This window comes from Kosakonia oryziphila (genome assembly GCF_900094795.1).
In the GTDB taxonomy this organism is placed as follows: domain Bacteria; phylum Pseudomonadota; class Gammaproteobacteria; order Enterobacterales; family Enterobacteriaceae; genus Kosakonia; species Kosakonia oryziphila.
In genome coordinates this window covers 228652-245802 of sequence record NZ_FMBC01000001.1, presented here as the reverse complement: position 1 = coordinate 245802, position 17151 = coordinate 228652, and the positions used below count along the sequence as shown (strand labels likewise).

15 protein-coding genes are annotated in these 17151 nt (G+C 52.3%); 8 read left to right on the top strand and 7 right to left on the bottom strand.

The window, feature by feature from the left end; genetic code table 11:
• Nucleotides 1-4: 4 nt before the first annotated feature.
• Nucleotides 5-856 carry a translation elongation factor Ts gene (gene tsf, locus GA0061070_RS01175; RefSeq protein ID WP_090132923.1) on the bottom strand — a complete coding sequence of 284 codons (852 nt, stop codon included), beginning with the start codon at nt 854-856 and terminating at the stop codon, nt 5-7.
• A 140-nt stretch (nt 857-996) separates the two neighbouring features.
• Nucleotides 997-1722, bottom strand: a complete 726-nt coding sequence (gene rpsB, locus GA0061070_RS01170) for a 30S ribosomal protein S2 (protein WP_043954939.1) — start codon at nt 1720-1722, stop codon at nt 997-999.
• Nucleotides 1723-2031: 309 nt separating this feature from the next.
• Between rpsB and map the strand changes: the two genes are divergently transcribed.
• The 4 genes from map (at nt 2032) to GA0061070_RS01150 (ending at nt 7020) form a co-directional block, all read left to right on the top strand.
• Nucleotides 2032-2823 carry a type I methionyl aminopeptidase gene (gene map / locus GA0061070_RS01165; protein WP_090132921.1) on the top strand — a complete coding sequence of 264 codons (792 nt, stop codon included), beginning with the start codon at nt 2032-2034 and terminating at the stop codon, nt 2821-2823.
• A 153-nt stretch (nt 2824-2976) separates the two neighbouring features.
• Nucleotides 2977-5652: a bifunctional uridylyltransferase/uridylyl-removing protein GlnD gene (glnD, locus tag GA0061070_RS01160; RefSeq protein ID WP_090132919.1), complete on the top strand. Its 2676-nt coding sequence runs from the start codon at nt 2977-2979 to the stop codon at nt 5650-5652.
• Between the two features lie 32 nt (nt 5653-5684).
• Nucleotides 5685-6509, top strand: a complete 825-nt coding sequence (dapD, locus tag GA0061070_RS01155; RefSeq protein WP_090132917.1) for a 2,3,4,5-tetrahydropyridine-2,6-dicarboxylate N-succinyltransferase — start codon at nt 5685-5687, stop codon at nt 6507-6509.
• 121 nt (nt 6510-6630) lie between these two features.
• Entirely contained in the window at nt 6631-7020 is a 390-nt protein-coding gene (locus GA0061070_RS01150; RefSeq protein WP_090122642.1) for a DUF3461 family protein, read from the top strand.
• 42 nt (nt 7021-7062) lie between these two features.
• Here the strand turns inward: GA0061070_RS01150 and cdaR are convergent, their stop codons facing one another.
• From cdaR to dgt, 3 genes are all read right to left on the bottom strand, one after another.
• Entirely contained in the window at nt 7063-8220 is a 1158-nt protein-coding gene (cdaR, locus tag GA0061070_RS01145; RefSeq protein WP_007373218.1) for a DNA-binding transcriptional regulator CdaR, read from the bottom strand.
• Between the two features lie 159 nt (nt 8221-8379).
• A complete protein-coding gene (gene degP / locus GA0061070_RS01135; protein WP_090132913.1) occupies nt 8380-9813 on the bottom strand; it encodes a serine endoprotease DegP in 1434 nt (477 codons plus the stop codon).
• A gap of 135 nt (nt 9814-9948) precedes the next feature.
• Nucleotides 9949-11463, bottom strand: coding sequence for a dGTPase (dgt, locus tag GA0061070_RS01125; RefSeq protein ID WP_090132911.1), 1515 nt, complete (start codon nt 11461-11463; stop codon nt 9949-9951).
• A gap of 107 nt (nt 11464-11570) precedes the next feature.
• Here dgt and mtnN point away from each other — a divergent pair, with 107 nt between their 5' ends.
• From mtnN to GA0061070_RS01110, 3 genes are read left to right on the top strand one after another with little or no spacing between them, the layout of a single operon-like run.
• Nucleotides 11571-12269, top strand: a complete 699-nt coding sequence (gene mtnN / locus GA0061070_RS01120; protein ID WP_090132909.1) for a 5'-methylthioadenosine/S-adenosylhomocysteine nucleosidase — start codon at nt 11571-11573, stop codon at nt 12267-12269.
• Nucleotides 12262-13062, top strand: coding sequence for a vitamin B12 ABC transporter substrate-binding protein BtuF (gene btuF, locus GA0061070_RS01115; RefSeq protein ID WP_090132907.1), 801 nt, complete (start codon nt 12262-12264; stop codon nt 13060-13062). The genes mtnN and btuF overlap by 8 nt, the downstream gene beginning before the upstream one ends.
• A gap of 14 nt (nt 13063-13076) precedes the next feature.
• Complete coding sequence (locus GA0061070_RS01110; RefSeq protein WP_090132905.1) at nt 13077-13700, top strand: TRIC cation channel family protein; 624 nt, start codon at nt 13077-13079, stop codon at nt 13698-13700.
• Nucleotides 13701-13859: 159 nt separating this feature from the next.
• Here GA0061070_RS01110 and erpA read toward each other — a convergent pair whose 3' ends face one another.
• Both erpA and clcA read right to left on the bottom strand, forming a co-directional pair.
• Nucleotides 13860-14204: an iron-sulfur cluster insertion protein ErpA gene (gene erpA, locus GA0061070_RS01105; RefSeq protein WP_007373210.1), complete on the bottom strand. Its 345-nt coding sequence runs from the start codon at nt 14202-14204 to the stop codon at nt 13860-13862.
• 82 nt (nt 14205-14286) lie between these two features.
• The gene (clcA, locus tag GA0061070_RS01100; RefSeq protein ID WP_090132903.1) at nt 14287-15693 is read right to left on the bottom strand and encodes a H(+)/Cl(-) exchange transporter ClcA; all 1407 of its coding nucleotides are present in this window, start codon (nt 15691-15693) and stop codon (nt 14287-14289) included.
• A gap of 169 nt (nt 15694-15862) precedes the next feature.
• On the opposite strand from clcA, the gene hemL reads away from it, so the two are divergent.
• Nucleotides 15863-17143: a glutamate-1-semialdehyde 2,1-aminomutase gene (gene hemL / locus GA0061070_RS01095; RefSeq protein ID WP_090132901.1), complete on the top strand. Its 1281-nt coding sequence runs from the start codon at nt 15863-15865 to the stop codon at nt 17141-17143.
• Nucleotides 17144-17151: the final 8 nt, after the last annotated feature.

The window sequence follows — 17151 nt, the reverse complement described above, 5'->3', positions numbered from 1 at the left end:
ATGATTAAGACTGCCTGGACATGGCAGCAACTTCTGCTGCAAAGTCAGTCTCAACTTTCTCGATGCCTTCACCCACTTCGAAGCGAATGAAGCCAGTCACGTCAGCATTGTGCTCTTTCAGCAGCTGACCAACGGTTTTGCTCGGCTCCATAACAAAAGGCTGGCCAGTCAGAGAAACTTCGCCGGTGAATTTCTTCATGCGGCCTTCAACCATTTTCTCTGCGATTTCTTTCGGCTTGCCAGACTGCATGGCGATATCCAACTGAACCTGGTACTCTTTCTCTACCACTTCTGCGGACACGTCTTCCGGTTTAACGAATTCCGGCTTGCTTGCAGCGATGTGCATAGCCAGCTGTTTAACCAGCTCGTCGTCAGCGTTTTTAGCCGCAACCAGAACACCGATACGCGCGCCGTGCTGGTAAGAACCCAGAACATCACCTTCCAGAGAAGATACGCGACGGATGTTGATGTTCTCACCGATTTTAGCAACCAGCGCTACACGCTCTTCTTCGAACTGTGCTTTCAGAACTTCAACGTCAGTGATTTTGCCAGCAACAGCTGTGTCCAGAACTTTGTTCGCAAATGCCTGGAAACCGCTATCTTTAGCAACGAAGTCAGTCTGGCAGTTAACTTCCAGAATGATGCCGTAGGTGCCGTCGATTTTAGTGATGATCACGCCGTCAGCAGCAACGTTGCCTGCTTTTTTCGCCGCTTTGATCGCACCAGATTTACGCATGTTCTCGATCGCCAGCTCGATGTCGCCATTCGCTTCAGTCAGCGCTTTTTTGCAATCCATCATGCCTGCGCCAGTACGTTCGCGCAGCTCTTTTACCAGGGATGCGGTAATTTCAGCCATTCTTTAATCCTCGGGAGAGATATGACCTGCACGGTTACAGGAACCAAACAGGCTTAAAAGTGAAAAAGGGGGCCATAAACAGGCCCCCTAACCAAACTCGGTACTACCTGCTCAATAAGGGGCTCAGAGAGCGTGCCTTATTATTCAGCTTCTACGAAGCTTTCTTCCGCCTGAGTAGCCAGATCCGAAGAACGGCCTTCACGAACGGTAGCAGCAACGGCATTCAGGTACAGGCTAACAGCACGGATTGCGTCGTCGTTACCCGGGATAACGAAGTCAACGCCGTCCGGATCAGAGTTGGTATCAACGATAGCAAATACCGGAATACCCAGGTTGTTTGCTTCTTTGATTGCGATGTGCTCGTGATCAGCGTCGATAACGAACAGAGCGTCCGGCAGACCACCCATGTCTTTGATACCGCCCAGGCTGTTTTCCAGCTTGTCCAGTTCACGAGTGCGCATCAGCGCTTCTTTCTTGGTCAGCTTGTCGAAGGTACCGTCCTGAGACTGAGTTTCCAGGTCTTTCAGACGTTTGATGGACTGACGAACAGTTTTCCAGTTAGTCAGCATACCGCCCAGCCAGCGATGGTTCACGAAGAACTGATCGCAGTTCAGAGCAGCTTCTTTCACCGCTTCGCTTGCAGCGCGTTTAGTACCAACGAACAGAATTTTGCCTTTACGGGCAGCAATCTTGTTCAGCTCAGCCAGAGCTTCGTTGAACATCGGTACAGTTTTCTCAAGGTTGATGATGTGAACTTTGTTACGAGCACCGAAGATGAACGGCTTCATTTTCGGGTTCCAGTAACGGGTCTGGTGACCAAAGTGAACACCAGCCTTGAGCATATCGCGCATGGAAACAGTTGCCATGATTAAAACCTCTATATAAAAGTTGGGGTTATGCCTCCACGTATCCCATATTACCGACCCCGAAGGGCACCCCGGAATATGTGCCGATACGTGTGTGTTATTACACAAAGTGAGATTTGTGGCTCACGTCCCAAAAAACAGGAACGAAGTCCGGCGCGCTTTATACCACAAAATGCCGCAGGAAACCAATAGTTGTTGACGCAGCGTGCTGCTACCGATTCTCAATTTGGCACAAGCCGCACCTGACTGTTACCATTGACAGCACTAACCTGGTATAGTCGAAAAATTCGACACTGACGGACTCAATCCATGGCTATCTCTATTAAAACTCCTGAAGAAATCGAAAAAATGCGCGTCGCCGGCCGTCTCGCCGCCGAAGTGCTCGAAATGATCGCTCCGCATATTAAACCGGGCATCACCACTGGCGAGCTGGATCGCATCTGCAACGACTACATCGTTAACGAGCAGCATGCGATCTCCGCCTGCCTCGGTTATCACGGCTTCCCGAAATCCGTATGTATCTCTATTAATGAAGTGGTTTGCCACGGCATTCCGGATGACGAAAAACACCTGAAAGATGGCGATATCGTCAATATCGACGTGACCGTCATCAAAGATGAATATCACGGCGACACGTCCAAAATGTTTATTGTCGGCAAACCGAGCATTCTGGGCGAGCGCCTGTGCCACGTCACCCAAGAGAGCCTTTACCTGGCACTGCGTATGGTGAAACCGGGTATCCGTCTGCGTACGCTGGGCGCAGCGATCCAAAAATACGTTGAAGCGCAGGGCTTTTCCGTGGTGCGAGAATATTGCGGCCACGGTATTGGCCGAGTCTTCCACGAAGAGCCGCAGGTTCTGCACTATGACGCAGACGACGGCGGCGTTGTGTTGCAGGCCGGTATGACTTTCACAATTGAACCGATGGTCAATGCTGGTGATTACCGAATTCGCACCATGAAAGATGGCTGGACGGTAAAAACCAAAGACCGCAGCCTGTCGGCGCAATATGAACATACCATCGTGGTGACAGAAACTGGTTGTGAGATCCTGACGCTGCGTAAAGATGACACCATCGACGCGGTGCTGACTGCCGCCTGAGTTGGCGTGCTTCAGCTACCTCAACGGTCCGCTTTGCGGGCCGTTTTTTTTGCCCTTTTTCTGCCAGCGTCATAGATATAAACGACTTTTCATTTCTTACCATCTCTTTTAATTTGTCTCTACATAACCCCGCATGCCGAATGGGTGGCGATAATGAGTAATATCTCTTCCGAACAGTTTGTCAGTACAGTACAACCCACCCTCCCAGGCCAGCCGGCGTATCCAGGTACCTGGTCTCAAGACGAATTGCAGTGCGCCAGCATTAAAGCGCACATTGATACCTTTCAGCAGTGGCTGGGGCACGTTTTCGACGCGGGCATTTCCGCAGAACAACTGATTGAAGCCCGCACCGAATTTATCGATCAACTTTTGCAGCGCTTGTGGCTGGAGTATGGTTTCGGTGAAGTCGGCGATATCGCACTGGTTGCGGTAGGCGGTTACGGTCGGGGTGAATTGCACCCCTTATCGGATATCGACCTGCTGATACTCAGCCGTAGCAAGCTGCCCGATGAACAGGCACAGAAGATTGGCGAGCTACTGACGCTGCTGTGGGATGTGAAACTGGAAGTCGGCCATAGCGTACGCACGCTGAATGAGTGTTTGCAGGAGGGTTTATCAGACCTCACAATCGCCACAAACCTGATTGAATCTCGGCTGCTGATTGGCGATGTCGCGCTGTTCCTGGAACTGCAAAAGCACATCTTTAGCGATGACTTCTGGCCTTCCGAAACCTTCTTCCCGGCCAAAGTGGTGGAGCAAAATGAGCGCCACCAGCGCTATCACGGCACCAGCTATAATCTTGAGCCGGATATAAAAAGTAGCCCTGGCGGGTTGCGCGACATCCATACGTTGCAGTGGGTCGCTCGCCGTCATTTTGGCGCGACATCGCTGGATGAAATGGTCGGCTTCGGATTTTTGACCGAAGCCGAACGCAATGAGCTGAATGAGTGTTTGCATCTGCTGTGGCGGATCCGCTTTGCGCTACATCTGGAGCTAAATCGCTACGACAACCGTCTGCTTTTTGATCGGCAGCTCAGCGTTGCCCAACGTCTGAATTACGTAGGTGAAGGTAATCAGCCAGTTGAGCATATGATGAAAGATTTCTTCCGCGTCACGCGCCGCGTCAGCGAGCTGAATCAGATGCTGCTGCAACTCTTTGACGAAGCCATTCTGGCGCTGACTGCTGATGAAAAGCCGCGCGCGATTGATGATGAGTTCCAGTTGCGCGGTACGCTGATCGACCTGCGCGATGAGACGCTGTTCATTCGCGAGCCGCAGGCGATTTTACGCATGTTTTACATCATGGTACGCAACAGCACTATTACCGGGATCTACTCCACCACCCTGCGCCATCTGCGCCACGCGCGTCGCCATCTGACACAGCCGCTGTGCTATATCCCGGAAGCGCGCTCGATTTTTCTCAGTATGCTTCGCCACCCCGGTGCGGTCAGCCGCGGGCTGTTGCCTATGCACCGCCATAGCGTACTGTGGGCTTATATGCCGCAGTGGTCGCACATTGTGGGCCAGATGCAGTTTGACCTGTTCCACGCCTATACCGTGGATGAACATACCATCCGCGTGCTGCTGAAACTGGAGAGCTTCGGCAAAGAAGAGACGCGCAATAAACACCCCTTATGCGTGGAGCTGTGGCCTCGCCTGACGCACCCGGAGCTGATACTGATTGCAGCATTGTTCCATGATATCGCCAAAGGTCGCGGCGGAGATCACTCGGTGCTCGGCGCGCAGGATGTATTGAAATTTTCGGAATTACACGGACTGAATTCGCGGGAAACCCAGCTCGTTGCCTGGCTGGTACGTCATCACTTGCTGATGTCAGTCACCGCCCAGCGCCGCGACATTCAGGATCCGGAAGTGATCAAACAGTTCGCCGAAGTGGTGCAAACGGAGAACCGCCTGCGCTTTCTTGTCTGCCTGACCGTTGCGGACATTTGCGCCACCAATGAAACCCTGTGGAATAGCTGGAAACAGAGTCTGTTGCGCGAACTCTATTTCGCTACCGAAAAACAGCTTCGCCGTGGCATGCAAAACACGCCGGATATGCGCGAACGTGTGCGCCACCATCAGTTGCAGGCGCTGGCGCTGCTGCGGATGGACAATATTGATGAAGAACAACTGCATCAGATCTGGGCGCGCTGCCGCGCTAACTATTTTGTTCGCCACAGCCCAAATCAGCTTGCCTGGCATGCGCGACACTTGCTGCAACATGATCTGAGCAAACCGATGATTTTACTCAGCCCACAGGCCACGCGCGGCGGCACCGAGATTTTTATCTGGAGCCCGGACCGTCCCTATCTGTTTGCCGCCGTCTGCGCCGAACTCGACAGACGCAACCTCAGCGTCCATGACGCGCAAATATTTACCACGCGCGACGGCATGGCGATGGATACCTTCATTGTACTGGAACCGGACGGCAGCCCGCTCTCCGCCGATCGTCACGATGCTATCTGCTTCGGGCTTGAACAGGCGATTACCCAGCGCAGTTGGCAGCCGCCGCAACCGCGTCGCCAGCCGGCTAAACTACGCCATTTTACTGTAGATACTGAGGTGAATTTCCTGCCGACACACACCGACAGAAAATCGTTCCTGGAGTTGATTGCTCTTGATCAGCCAGGCCTATTGGCGCGGGTCGGTCAAGTGTTCGCGGATCTGGGAATTTCGCTACATGGCGCCAGAATTACAACCATTGGTGAGCGAGTAGAAGATTTATTCATAATCGCAACTGCCGACCGGCGTGGCCTTAATAATGTGCTGCAAAAGGAGGTACAACAACGGTTGACAGAGGCCCTCAATCCAAACGATAAAGGGTGATTGATTTTTTACACTGATGGAAAGAGTAAACAATGCAGCAGTTACAGAACGTTATTGAAGCGGCTTTCGAGCGTCGCGCAGAGATTACCCCGGCAAATGTGGATACCGTAACCCGTGAAGCGGTAAATCAGGTTATTGCCCTGCTCGATTCCGGCGCACTGCGTGTCGCAGAAAAAGTCGAAGGCCAGTGGGTCACTCATCAATGGCTGAAAAAAGCCGTTCTGCTCTCTTTTCGCATTAACGATAACCAGGTTATCGACGGTGCGGAAAGCCGCTACTTCGATAAAGTGCCGATGAAATTTGCCGACTATGACGAAGCGCGCTTCCAGAAAGAAGGTTTCCGCGTAGTTCCGCCAGCAGCGGTTCGTCAAGGCGCATTCATTGCCCGCAATACTGTGCTGATGCCGTCTTACGTGAACATCGGCGCATACGTTGATGAAGGTACGATGGTGGATACCTGGGCGACCGTAGGTTCCTGCGCGCAGATTGGTAAGAATGTTCACCTCTCTGGCGGCGTCGGTATTGGTGGTGTTCTGGAGCCATTACAGGCAAACCCGACTATCATTGAAGATAACTGCTTTATCGGTGCGCGTTCAGAAGTGGTGGAAGGCGTTATCGTTGAAGAAGGTTCGGTTATCTCGATGGGCGTTTATATCGGCCAGAGCACACGAATTTACGATCGTGAAACTGGCGAAGTGCATTACGGTCGTGTGCCGGCTGGCTCCGTGGTTGTTTCAGGCAACCTGCCGTCAAAAGATGGTAAATACAGCCTGTATTGCGCTGTAATCGTGAAAAAAGTTGATGCCAAAACTCGTGGCAAAGTAGGTATTAACGAATTGCTGCGCACTATCGACTAAGTCTTTCCCTCTCCCTGTTTGGGAGAGGGTGATATATCCCGCCTTTTTTGCATTTTCATGTGGCAAAAATAGATTTTTTCGTTAATTATTCATAGGTTATGTTGAGCTTAAGGGTACCGCTATGTACGATAATCTGAAAAGTTTAGGCATCACCAATCCTGATGAAATCGATCGCTATAGCCTCCGCCAGGAAGCGAACAACGATATTCTGAAAATCTATTTTCATAAGGACAAAGGCGAGTTTTTTGCAAAGAGCGTCAAATTCAAATACCCCCGCCAGCGCAAAACAGTCGTCGCCGACGGTATAGGACAGGGTTATAAAGAGGTGCAGGAGATCAGTCCTAACCTGCGCTATGTGATTGATGAGCTGGATCAAATCTGCCAGCGCGATCGCACTGAAGTCGATTTGAAACGTAAGATCCTTGACGATCTGCGCCATCTTGAAAGCGTAGTGACCAATAAGATTAATGAAATCGAATCCGATCTTGAGAAGCTGACCCGCAATAAATAAGTCCATTTCGCCGGGTGGAGTCTTCCCTCACTCGGCGAAATATCAATGTTGTTCATCCAGTTGCAGCGCCACGTACAGCAGCAACCTGTCATCGAAATTGCCTAAATCAAGTCCCGTCAGTTCAGAAATACGATTCAGACGATATTCCAGCGTGTTTCGGTGAATAAACAGCGCCTTCGATGTTGCCAGCGGTTGCACATTGTGACGAAACCAGGCCGCCAGCGTACGGCGTAGTAATCCGTTGTTGTCCATCGCTTTTAAACGAGACAATGGACGCGCCAGTTCATTAGCCTGCCAGCCGCCGCGCAAACTATCGAGCAATACCGGTAGCATTAAATCCTGGTAAAAGTAACTGCGGTTTTCCGGCATACGCTGTTTGCCCACCATCATGGTGGTACGCGCCGTGCGATACGATCGGGCGATGCTGCCCGGACCGGTGAAATAGTTGCCCAGCGCGACACGAAAGCGCAACTGGCCATTCTCTTTCATACGGGTAATCAACTGTTCTACACGTTTGCGGTGATCCTCCGCATCCCAGCGACCAAATTGATTAAGCGCCGGTTTCAGCACGACCATTTCAGTCAGCGAGACAATCGCAATCAGGTTGTTGCGTTCCGGTGTTGTCAGCGCATTTTGCAGTTGTTGTAGCTCAGCCATTGCGCTATCCACACCCAACTGGCCGCTGTCTACTTCAACCACCGCAACAACACGCGGTTGATTTAAATCTATGCCGAGGCGCTGCGCCCACTCAGTTAACGCCGGTGTGTGCTCTTCAGCCTGGATCAGATTCATCACCAGTTCTTCGCGCAGGCGACTATCCTGCGCCAGCAGATGCATCAGACGAGACTGTTCCAGCATCATTTCGGCAGTCATACAGACCAGTTCGCCATATTTGCGTAACGTTTCCGGCTCGCCGGTCAGACCGATAACGCCAACAATTTCGCCTTCAAGACGTAGCGGCAAGTTGATGCCCTGACGTACACCATGGAGATGGCGGGCGACCGCATCGTCAATATCGACAACACGCCCCTGGGAGAGAACCAATAGCGCACCTTCGTGCAATTCACCAATTCGTTCACGATCGCCACTCCCGATGATGCGACCACGTGCATCCATGACGTTAATGTTCGTATCGATGATACGCATCGTCCGCGCTACGATATCCTGTGCCATTTTAGTATCAAGATGCCAGCCAGCCATGTACCCCTCCCCTGTGCAGAGTCCAAGCATATGGGAGAAAGTCATGGCAATCACTGTGCAAATGCACAAAGCAACATTCGGAAGTATGGAGTTGTGGAAAGCTTCACAAAACGGAAGGAGGCCCCTCTTCCCCGACGCGGAGGAAGAGGGTCTGGCAGATTACTGCATCAACAAGTAAATGGAACTATCACCACGCTGAATGTTCAACGCCAGTACGGAAGGTTTGCTGTCGAGAATTTTGCGCAACTCGGCGATATTTTTCACCGGCTGCTGGTTAGCGCCAACAATGACATCACCTTTTTTCAGGCCAATCTGCGCCGCCTGGGAGTTGGCTTTCACCGTATTCACCACCACGCCACCATCTTTGCCTTTATTGCTCATTTCCGCGCCATTAATTCCGCTGAAAATAGTGCTGGAATCAACCTGGTTCTGGCTGCTCTGTTGCAGTTCCAGCGTAATGTTCACTGGTTTGCCATCACGCAACATGCCCAGATCAACTTTACTACCAATCGGCATTGACCCCACTTCAGCACGCAGTGCGGCAAAGCTGCTGATAGGCTTGCCGTTAAGCGAAGTAATCACGTCGCCTGCTTTCACCCCCGCTTTCGCGGCGGCAGAATTCGACATAACCTGGCTGACAAACGCCCCGCGCTGCGCATCAACTTTCATCGCTTTCGCCAGCTCAGAGTTTAGCTCGGTGCCCATAATACCCAGTTCACCACGGCGAACCTGACCGAACTGAACCATTTGTCCGGTGAGGTTTTTCACCATATTACTTGGGATGGCGAAACCAATACCGATATTACCGCCATCCGGCGCAAGGATTGCGGTGTTGATACCAATCAGCTCACCGTTCAGGTTCACCAGCGCACCGCCGGAGTTCCCGCGGTTGATCGCCGCATCGGTCTGGATAAAGTTTTCATAGTTTTCTGCATTCAGGCCGCTACGACCCAGTGCAGAAACAATCCCGGAAGTCACGGTTTCACCCAGGCCAAACGGGTTACCAATCGCCACGGTGTAATCGCCCACGCGCAACGCATCAGAATCGGCAATCTTAATCGCCGTCAGGTTTTTCGGATCCTGGATTTGAATCAGCGCGATATCAGAACGCGGATCTTTACCCACGACTTTGGCGTCAAATTTGCGCCCATCGCTCAGTTGTACCTTGATAGTATTCGCGTTATCCACGACGTGGTTGTTAGTAACGACATAGCCTTTCGCTGCGTCAATAATGACCCCGGAACCCAACGCCATAAATTTCTGCTGCTGGCTGTCGCCACCGCCCTGACCACCCTGACCGCCCTGGCAGAACGGAGAACCCTGGAACGGTGATCCATCCTGGCAGAATGGTGAATTATCACCAAAGAACTGCTGGAAGTTGCGTGGCATACGCGGTGTGTTTACCGTGGTGCTGCCTTCAACATTGATACTCACGACCGATGGCATAACTTTTTCCAGCATCGGCGCGAGGCTTGGCATTTGCTGCGATGTGGTGACTGAAGATGCCGTTTCCGCTGCCATAGCCGACAGAGGAGACAGCGCTAAACTTAAACTCAAAGCCAATGCACTCATTGCTAACGTGGTTTTTTTCATGTCTCTCAATCTCATTACAAATTAACTCAAACTGCTGTGTATGTATCACTCAGAGTCGATTTATAGCCTGAAGTTCAGAAATCAAGTGTCTGGAAAAAGTAAAAATTTATTGACGGCCTTTACAATTCAAACAGGTTATTCCACGGCCATCATCCGTCTATATTCGTCCCATGAATATAGATCTGTCATACCGCTAATATAGTCCTGAATTAACCGACAACGGTGATAATACTCCAGCACCGGATACGTCAAAGCATCGGGTGATAATTTGCTGACCGCCTCAACATATGCGAGCCGATGGCGCGTAGAAAGCTTATGAAACAGGCGTGATTCTATCGGGAAGCGACGCAAACGTTCTTTTTCCACCAGCTCGGTAAAATCCGCCAGTGATAATTGCAACAATGGGCGGTAAATTTCGAGAAGCCCACTAATCACGCGATACCCCTGTAATTCCAGTTGCTCGACATCCGGATGACTGAATACTTTTTTAATGGCGACATTTTTATATAATTCAAGTAGTTGGCTGAAGTCGCTATCATCCTCCAGCAAAGCATAGTTGAATTTTCCGCTGAAAATTTCCGGTAGATTATCAATGAATCGTTGTGCTGCATAAGGCACCAGTTTATTCAGTGTATTCACACGCAAATACATGAAGAACTGATCTTCTGCGCTGCGGCTCAGGGAATTAACACGGGATTTATCCCACGCATTTTCGACAACCTGAGCAAACAGCGAGCCTTTTTCATGTTGCCCCCAGGCATCATAAAGGTGTTGGTAAAGTTGCTCGGCAGTGAAAATACGTTTCTCAACGGCATCTTCCAGATCGGCGACACAGTAAGAGATATCGTCGGCGGCCTCCATTATCCACGTCAAAGGAAAGCGGCTGTAAATATCAAGATCTAATTCTTTACGTAAGCGCGCAACATACGCTTCCTCGGAAAAATAATAACCCGGTTTTTTCATTAAATAACTGTGCGAAACTGGCGGTTCTCCTACCCACCACGCCGGACGGGTATATTTTAAAATACAGCCCACCTGCGCCCAGGTCAGATTCATTCGCATTAATGTATGCACCAGACGAATACCCTGTGCATTACCTTCAAAATGACTTAAATCGTGACGTACCTTGCTGCGCAGCGCGTTAAGTTCATCTTCCCCTTCGCGCAGACGTAACGCCACCACTTCGCAGCGATCATCAGATGATGGCTGTCCAACAGCATCATCCGGTGACAAACGCTGGCGGAACCAGTCATTAATGGCCGCTTCGCCAAAATGACCGAATGGCGGGTTGCCGATATCGTGCATCAGACAGGCCATTTCGACGATACTCTCGAAGGGCCCGGTCAACTCATCCAGACCGTAAGTTTCCAGCAGGTGCTGCTCTTTCAGACGGCTAAGGATCTCTTTGGCGATATAGCGCCCCACTTGCTGTACTTCCAGAGAGTGCGTCAATCGCGTACGAACCGCCGCATTTCGCTCCAGCGGAAAAACCTGGGTTTTTTGCTGCAAGCGCCGGATAGCAGGAGAGTTGATAATCCGCCCGCGATCGCTTTCAAAAATACGCAGAATTTCACGTTCAGTTTTCACCCCCTGCGGCGAACGATAGCGGCGGCGCCAGTTTATCTTGTTGCGAAAATCGATCTCTGCCATTTCCTCTCCTGTGCGAAGCGTCACGGGATATCATTACAATCCTGTATGCCATGATAGACTATGCCCTGGAAACGTAATTCTGTCCTATCACATTAGCGAGTATCTCCATGAAAATTGGCATTATTGGTGCAATGGAAGAAGAAGTTACGCTGCTGCGTGACAAAATCGAAAACCGTCAAACGTTCAACGTTGGCGGCAGCGAAATCTACACCGGTACGCTGAATGGCACAGACATCGCGCTGCTGAAATCTGGCATTGGTAAAGTTGCCGCAGCGATGGGCGCGACCCTGCTGCTGGAACGTTGCCATCCGGACGTGATTATCAATACCGGTTCCGCTGGTGGCCTTGCATCGACGCTGAAAGTGGGCGATATCGTGGTATCTGACGAGGCGCGTTATCACGATGCCGATGTCACAGCATTCGGTTATGAGTATGGTCAGCTTCCTGGCTGCCCTGTAGGGTTTAAAGCCGATGACAAACTGATTGCTGCGGCGGAGGCCTGCATCAGTGAGCTGGATCTGCATGCTGTGCGCGGGCTGATTGTCAGTGGTGATGCCTTTATTAACGGCTCCGTTGGCCTGGCAAAAATCCGTCATAACTTCCCGCAGGCGATTGCCGTAGAAATGGAAGCCACCGCCATTGCTCACGTTTGCCACAACTATGGCATTCCGTTTGTTGTTGTGCGCGCCATCTCAGACGTTGCCGATCAGCAGTCTCATCTCAGCTTTGATGAATTCCTGGCTGTGGCGGCGAAGCAGTCCAGCCTGATGGTTGAAACTCTGGTGCAGAAACTGGCTCGTGGTTAATCACTTTTTCAGGGTGCTTGCCGCCCTGCTTGTTCTGATACCGGCGTGGTTGTTCGCCGCGCCGCGCGTCATTTCCCTCTCTCCGGCCAATACAGAACTTGCATTTGCCGCAGGCATCACTCCCGTAGCTGTCAGCAGCTATTCTGATTACCCCTCCACAGCGGCAAAAATTGAGCAGGTCGCCAGCTGGCAAGGCATCAACCTCGAACGTATTGTCGCGCTGAAGCCCGATCTGGTCCTGGCATGGCGCGGTGGCAATACGGAACGTCAGGTCAACCAGCTAAAACAGTTCGGTATCACCGTAATGTGGGTGGATAACATTACCATTGAGCAGGTGGCAGATACGCTGCATAAGCTGGCACTCTACAGCCCAAGGCCGCAACAGGCAGAACAAGCGGCTCAACATCTGCTTGCTGAATACCAGACGCTAAAATCCCGCTATGCCAGCCAGCCCAAAAAACGGGTCTTTCTGCAATTTGGCGCGCAACCGCTGTTTACCAGCGGAAAAGGGTCAATTCAGAACGAGGTTCTGGAGCTTTGCGGCGGGGAGAATATTTTCGCTGCCAGCCATGTGCCGTGGCCGCAGGTAAGCCGTGAACAGGTGCTTGCGCGGCAGCCTCAGGCGATTGTTGTGGCGGGAGAACCGGATGAAATCCCCAAAATTGAACAGTTCTGGCAAAAACAGCTGAATGTACCGATTATTTCTCTGCACGGTGACTGGTTTGAACGGGCAAGCCCGCGTATTATCCTTGCCGCTCAACAACTCTGTACTGCCCTTGCGCAGGTGAAATAACTGGGGAATCAACCATGCTGGTTTACTGGCTGGATATTATTGGCACCGCCGTGTTTGCGATCTCGGGCGTTTTGCTGGCCGGGAAATTACGTATGGACCCCTTCGGCGTGCTGGTGCTTGGCGTTGTGACGGCGGTTGGCGGCGGGACCATCCGCGATATGGCATTGGCGCACGGCCCGGTATTCTGGGTGAAAGATCCAACCGATCTCGTCGTCGCCATGGTGACCTGCATGTTGACGATTGTGCTTGTGCGTCAGCCCCGGCGTTTGCCCAAATGGATCCTGCCAGTACTGGATGCAGTGGGATTAGCGGTTTTTGTCGGTATTGGCGTCAACAAAGCCTTTATCGCCGAAACCGGACCGCTTATCGCTATCTGTATGGGCGTATTGACCGGCGTTGGCGGCGGGATTATTCGCGATGTACTGGCGCGCGAAGTGCCGATGATCCTGCGCACCGAAATCTACGCGACGGCCTGTATCGCCGGGGGGATTGTTCACGCCACGGCATTTTACTTCTTTGCCATACCGCTGGAAACCGCCAGTATGCTGGGCATGGTGGTGACGCTGGTTATTCGCCTGGCGGCAATTCGCTGGCACCTGAAGTTACCAACCTTTGCACTGGATGATTCCGGGCGCTGATTGGTAGCCTGATTAGCGCCTCAGTAGCAGATTGTTCTGCTATTGGCAGTTCGTTAATTAGTATGACGCGACGCAGAGCCAATGACAGGCACTCCAGAATTGGTGAAAACAAAAAGCCGCGTCGATAAACGCGGCTTTTCTACAGGCAACAAACGGTTCTCAGATACTGAAAGAGGAACCACAGCCGCAGGTGCTGGTTGCATTCGGGTTAGTTACCACGAAACGGGAACCTTCCAGGCCTTCGGTATAATCTACCGAGCCGCCTACCAGATATTGCAGGCTCATCGGGTCAACCACCAGGCCAACGCCCTGTTTCTCAATGGTCATATCACCATCATTGATTTGGTCATCAAAGGTAAAACCGTACTGGAAGCCGCTGCAACCACCACCGGTGATGTAGACACGCAGCTTCAGATTCGGGTTATCTTCGTCCGCAATCAGGTTCTTTACTTTGTTGGCTGCTGCGTCGGTAAACTCCAGCGGCAACGCTACGTCATCACTCATGTCTTACTCCCAATTGATACTGCGATCTGGGCAAATATTAACCCGATCTTTTCGGCTATTATCCAGTATGCAACTAAATCGTTCAAGTATTCTCCCGCTCCATATGATGCTCCGTGCTGGCAGATTGCCTGGCAAGCGTACGTGCCAGAATAGCGGAATAGAGCGGTTTACCGCCAAGAAACTGCGCTAACAGTGTCGCACCAAGGCAGGTAATGATCATTGGCAATATAAGCTGATAGTTGTCTGTCATTTCCAGAACCAGCACGATCCCGGTCAGCGGCGCGCGTAACGACGCCGCCAGTAATGCCCCCATGCCAGCAATGGCAAACGTCCCGGCATCTAGCTGATAATGCGGGAAGAAAATCGCGCTCGCACTGCCGAACGCCATCCCCAGCACCGTGCCCAGCGCCAGCATTGGCGCGAAAATACCGCCCGGTGCGCCGGAACTAAAACAGAGCAATGTAGTGACAACGCGGGCAAGGAAAATGAACAACAGCATGCCCATAGTATAATTGCCCGCCGTTGCTATCGGGATTAGGGCAAAACCGCCACCGAAAAGTGCCGGTGCAACCAGCCCCAAAACACCGCATGCGCCACCAACGATACCACCAATCAATACCCACATCCCGATGTGCCCGCCATGAAGCCGCAGAAACAGATCCTGGGTACGCAGCACTAAGGCATTAAACAGCGGCCCGACACAACCAAACACCATCCCCAACAGCAGATAGAGCCATAACGTGTTCACTGGCGCATTGCTGAGTTTGCCGACATCGATCACCGCCGCTTCACCGTTAAATAACCGGAACACAATGCTCGACATAATCACACCGGTAAACACCGCTTTAATCGAGATCAGGTTGTAGTGAAACTGCGAGCGCATCTCTTCAATGATAAACAGGATGCCCGCCAGCGGTGCGTTAAAGGCTGCTGAAAGTCCTGCTGCTGCACCGGTCGCCAGCAACGTATGGCGGGCTTCACCGCTGCGCAGGCGAAACAGATCGCCCACCATTCGTCCAATATTGCCACCGATCTGCACCGTCGGCCCTTCACGCCCCAGCACCATACCCGCACCCAGCGTTCCCATGCCACCGATGAATTTCACTGGCAGCACGCGCCACCAGCGCACCGGGCGTAGTTCTTCCAGTGCACCTTCAATTTCGGGGATACCGGAACCGCCCGCCTCCGGCGCAAAGCGCCGTACCAGCCAGTAGCCAATCATCGCCAGACACGCCGAACCGATAAACGCCATCGGCCAGACCAGCGCACTGTTCGCCACTTGCCCCAGCGCGCCGATACGTACGTTCAGCACCGTGTTGACAGCTTTCTCAAACGCTACGCCAACCAAACCCGTCAGCGCACCGGCTATTGCGGCCACCACTAAAATTGCCAGCGGCGTTTTATCGCGTTGCAGCATCTGGCGGACAATATTCCGTCGGCGGCGCAACTCAACTTGTTGTTGTTCGAATGAAGGGGTCTCTGCTTGCATCTGATTTTCTATAGATCATACAAAAGAAGTATTGTAACCAGCGACTGCCGCCGCGTCGCGGGGGAATGTCCTGCAAAATATGTCGTTTCATCCAGGCAAAACTTTCATAACATTCGCGTAATCACATAGAATGACCGGCATTGAATTTTCCACGAACCAGGAATGAAAGATGAGTAAGTCTGAAGAACTCTTTAACGCAGCGCGCGAACTGATCCCCGGCGGAGTCAATTCACCGGTACGCGCCTTTACCGGTGTCGGTGGTACGCCGCTGTTTATCGAGCATGCTGACGGTGCTTATTTGTATGACGCTGACGGTAAAGCTTATATCGATTATGTCGGTTCCTGGGGACCTATGGTGCTTGGACACAACCATCCGGCCATTCGCAACGCTGTTATTGAGGCTGCCAGTCGTGGTCTGAGCTTTGGCGCACCAACGGAGATGGAAGTCAAAATGGCCGCACTGGTGACCGAACTGGTACCCACCATGGATATGGTACGTATGGTGAACTCCGGTACGGAAGCCACCATGAGCGCCATCCGCCTGGCGCGCGGTTTTACCGGCCGCGACAAAATCATCAAATTCGAAGGTTGCTACCACGGCCATGCCGACTGCCTGCTGGTGAAAGCCGGTTCCGGCGCGTTAACCTTAGGCCAGCCGAACTCGCCGGGCGTTCCGGCCGATTTTGCCAAACACACGCTGACCTGCACCTATAACGATCTCGATTCCGTCCGCGCGGCTTTCGAACAGTATCCTAAGGATATCGCCTGTATCATCGTTGAGCCGGTTGCCGGCAACATGAACTGCGTACCGCCGCAGCCAGAATTTCTGCCGGGCCTGCGCGCGCTGTGCGATGAATTCGGCGCGCTGTTGATCATTGACGAAGTGATGACGGGTTTCCGCGTTGCGCTGGCAGGCGCACAGGCTTATTACGGCGTGGAGCCGGATCTGACCTGTCTGGGTAAAATTATCGGCGGCGGCATGCCTGTAGGTGCGTTTGGTGGTCGCCGTGAGGTGATGGACGTACTGGCGCCGACCGGCCCGGTCTATCAGGCCGGAACACTCTCTGGCAACCCGATTGCGATGGCAGCGGGCTATGCCTGCCTGACCGAAGTGGCGCAGCCGGGCGTTCACTCCACGCTAACCGAGCTGACCACGCAACTGGCCGACGGTCTGTTAGAAGCTGCGCAGCAGGCGGGCATTCCGCTGGTCGTTAACCACGTAGGCGGCATGTTTGGTGTGTTCTTTACCGATGCGCCAGCCGTTACCTGCTATCAGGATGTGGTGAAATGCGACGTTGAACGCTTTAAGCGTTTCTTCCATCTGATGCTGGAAGAAGGTGTCTATCTTGCGCCATCAGCGTTTGAAGCGGGCTTTATGTCTGTAGCGCACAGTGAAGAGGATATCGATAACACTATCGATGCCGCACGCCGCGTTTTCGCGAAGCTGTAATGTTTTTT